The sequence below is a fragment of the Stenotrophomonas maltophilia group sp. Smal13 genome, assembly GCF_030236855.1.
Lineage (GTDB): Bacteria > Pseudomonadota > Gammaproteobacteria > Xanthomonadales > Xanthomonadaceae > Stenotrophomonas > Stenotrophomonas maltophilia_A.
In genome coordinates, this window is record NZ_JASJSQ010000066.1 from 1 (window position 1) to 3,429 (window position 3,429).

Sequence of the window (3,429 nt, forward strand, 5' to 3'; positions counted from 1 at the left end):
GCACTGGCCCACCACGGCCAACGCAGGCGCACTGCCGCGAACAGCGTCACCGCCACATAGACCAGGAACGCCACGCCGTGCAGGGGTCCGAACAACTTCACCAGCGCCACGTTGGCCATCGGGCCGTACTTCATCCACATGCCGATGAGCAGGCCGGCCCAGGTCACGGCCTCGATGAAAGCGACCACCGCGAACAGGCGTCCGGCCGGGTGCATGGGGGAACGTTGGGTCACGCGGAGCTCCAGCATCGGGATATCAAATGCGAATGATACGCAGATGCGAACCGCATGTAGAGTCGAGCCGTGCTCGACTGCTGGAACGTGTCCACCAAGGTGGACACCTACCGGAGCACATCCGGCAGAACCTGCTCGCCGATCTCGCGCAGCACCGCGTCCATCGGCCGTCCGTTGTCGACCAGATTGAACATCACGTGCGCCACACCCTGCGCATGCACGCGCAGCAGGTAGTCACGCAGGCCATCGCGGCCGACCTTCAGGCCCAGCGGCAGCGGCTCGGCGGGCGCCTGCGGATCCGCCTGCAGGTCCAGCTGCATCGACTGCACGAACGGCTTGCCTGCCCCGCCGCGCTGCACCAGCGCCTGCTGCCACAGGCCGATGCGCCCTTCCTGCGCAACCTCCTCGCGGTGATAGGTGGCCCAACCTTCGGCCTCACGCGCGATCCACTGCAGGCTCTGCCGCGCAGTACCCACCACCAGCATCGGAATGCGCGTCGCCGGTGCCGGCAGCACATCGAAGCCACCGGTCCCCTGCAGTACGGCGGTCCGCTCATCGGCCTCGGGTGACAGTGCTGCGCGCAACAACGTCCAGCGCTCACGGAACGTCGCCGCCCTGCCCTCCAGATCCTCGCCGAACGCAGCAAATTCTTCCGGGCGGTCACCCGAACCCAGCCCGAGCACGAAACGTCCGCCACTGATCCGGTCCAGGCTCAGCGCCGACTTCGCCACCTGCAACGGCTGCCGCAGCGGCAGCACAATGGCTGCGCTGCCGACCACGATGCGCTCGGTCGCGGCAGCCAGCATGCCCAGCCACAGGAACGGGTCATCCAGCGCACTCGCTGTTGCATCCGGGCCCTGCGGCACCATCAATGGCACGTCGCGCGTCCATAGCGCGGCGAAGCCAAGATCATCGGCCAGCCGTGCGATGCGCCGCGCCTCGTCCGGGTCGGCCAGTCCATGCGCCGCAACCGGCGTCATCAGGCCCAGGCTCAGTCCTTGTTGAGGAAACAACGAAGCATGGGCGGGATTGAATTCACTCATGACGCCAGCTTAGCCTGCAGGTCTGCGGCAACGATGATGCGCCGCCCACCACAGGAAGAACACTGCATGCCAAGGATCCGCCCTGCCCACGTCGATGACCTGCCTGCGATCAGCGCGGTGTGCCTGGCCGCGTTCAACCAGGCAGTGGCGCCGTCTCTCAGCGCGGCCGGTATCGCCGCCTTCGGCAGTGTCGCAGCAGCCGATGCGTTTGGTGCGCGCCTGCAGGGTGACAACCACATCCTGGTGGCCGAACAGGATGCGCGCGTGGTCGGCGTGGTCGAACTGAAGGAGGGCCGGCACCTGGCGATGCTGTTCGTCGATCCCGCCTGCCAGGGCCAGGGCATCGGGCACGCCTTGTTCGAAGCCGTGCTGCCACAGGTACGCGAGCCGGTACTGACGGTGCGCGCCTCGCTCAATGCAGTGCCTACCTACCTGCGCTATGGCTTCGTGCTGGATGGCGAGGTCGGCGAGATCAACGGGCTGGTGTACCAGCAGATGGTGCGGGCAGCGGCCTGAAGGCATCCGCCCGGCAATGCCCGGTGGGCGTCATGCCCTGCGGCACGCCTGTCATAAGCAAACTGAATCAGCAGGCTCCCCGGCGGTTCCTACAATGGCCTGTCACCCTGCCCTTCGAGATGCTGCCGATGCGCGTCGCGCTTTCCGTGTTGCTGCTGGCCTCGGCGCTGAGCGCCTGCACCCCGGCCCCGGTATCCACCGCCAACTCCGCCGAGGCACCCGCGCCGGCGTCCGCCATCGCCTGGCGCCAGGGCGATGTGGACGATGCCTTCGCCGAAGCCGCCGACAGCGGCAAGCCGGTGCTGCTGTACTGGGGTGCCGTCTGGTGCCCGCCGTGCAACCAGCTCAAGGCGGGCCTGTTCAAGGACCCGGCCTTCATCGCGCTGACCAGCAAATTCGTTCCCGTCTACCTGGATGGCGACGAGGAAGGTGCGCAGGCCTGGGGCGAACGCTTCGGCGTGCGCGGCTATCCCACGCTGATCGTGCTCGACCCCCAGCGCAACGAAATCACCCGCGTGGCCGGCGGCAATGACGCCGCCGAACTGACCCGGGCCCTGACCGCGGTGGCCGGCAGACGAAGTGCTGTTGCCGCGCCCGTGGCCACCGCGCTGGCAACGCCGGACCGGCTGGCCGCCGAAGACTGGCAAGTGCTGGGCGACTACGGCTGGGAAGTGGACGCCAACCGCCTGGCCGGCGAGCGCAGGAGCCAGGACGTGCTGCGCCAGTTGTCCAGGGCGGCACCCGACGCCGCCCTGCAGCGCCGTTTCGCCCTGCTGGCTCTGGCTACAGCCGAAAAGCCCGATGCCTCGCCCACCGAAGTGCGCGAGCTGCTGCAGGCCGTACTGGCACAACCGGCGGAAGTGCGCCGCAACCGTGAATTGCTCGGCTATGCAGGCGTGCAGCTGGTCAAGCAGGCCAGTGCCGGGCCGGCCACCAGCAACACGCTCGGACAGCAGCTGCTGGTCGCACTGGAGCGTGCAGACGCCGAGCGCGGTGATCGCGCCGACGACGCGTTGTCGCGTGCGCTGACCGAAGTATCGCTGGCCCGCCAGCAACAGCCCAAGGGCGCACTGCCCGCGCCGCTGGTCGAGCGGGTCAAGCAGCGCGTGGCCGCTGCCGATGCCGCCGCCACCGATGCGCATGCACGCCAGGCCACGATCAGCAGCGCGGTGTACGCATTGCGCGAGGTAGGTGACGACGCGGGTGCCGAGGCGCTGTTGCTGGCCGAGCTGAAGCGCAGCGAGCAGCCGTACTACTACATGCCCGAGCTGGCCGAACTGGCCGAGCAGCGCGGCGACACCGCCGGTGCGCTGGAGTGGTTGAAGCGCGCCTACGATGGTGCACAGGGCCCGGCCACCCGAGTGCAATGGGGCGTGCTGTACGTGGAAGGCCTGCTGAAGCTGGCGCCGGACGATGCACCGCGCATCGAGCAGGCGACCGCCTCCTTGATTGCCGAACTGGAGGCGCAGCCTTCGGGCTACCACCAGCGCACGCGCCAGCGTTTCGAGCGACTTGCCGGGCAGTTGAAGGCGTGGAGCGGCAAGCATCAGGGTGCGGAGACGCTGGCACGGCTGCAGCAGCGGATGCAGCAGGCGTGCGGTGACCAGGTGGATGGCGCCTGCAAGGACTGGTTGAGC

General features: G+C 68.3%; 4 protein-coding genes. 2 read left to right on the forward strand and 2 right to left on the reverse strand.

Annotated features, from left to right (window positions below; all coding sequences use genetic code 11):
* Positions 1-215 (reverse strand): DUF3817 domain-containing protein (locus QRO95_RS18450; protein ID WP_285303171.1); only part of this gene is annotated, 215 nt, incomplete at its 3' end.
* Positions 216-340: 125 nt separating this feature from the next.
* Complete coding sequence (locus tag QRO95_RS18455) at positions 341-1,276, reverse strand: TIGR03571 family LLM class oxidoreductase (RefSeq protein ID WP_285303157.1); 936 nt, start codon at positions 1,274-1,276, stop codon at positions 341-343.
* A 66-nt stretch (positions 1,277-1,342) separates the two neighbouring features.
* Here QRO95_RS18455 and QRO95_RS18460 point away from each other — a divergent pair, with 66 nt between their 5' ends.
* Positions 1,343-1,792, forward strand: a complete 450-nt coding sequence (locus QRO95_RS18460; RefSeq protein WP_121503489.1) for a GNAT family N-acetyltransferase — start codon at positions 1,343-1,345, stop codon at positions 1,790-1,792.
* Positions 1,793-1,911: 119 nt separating this feature from the next.
* Positions 1,912-3,429, forward strand: a 1,518-nt coding sequence (locus QRO95_RS18465; RefSeq protein WP_285303158.1) for a thioredoxin family protein, incomplete at its 3' end; no start/stop codon positions are given.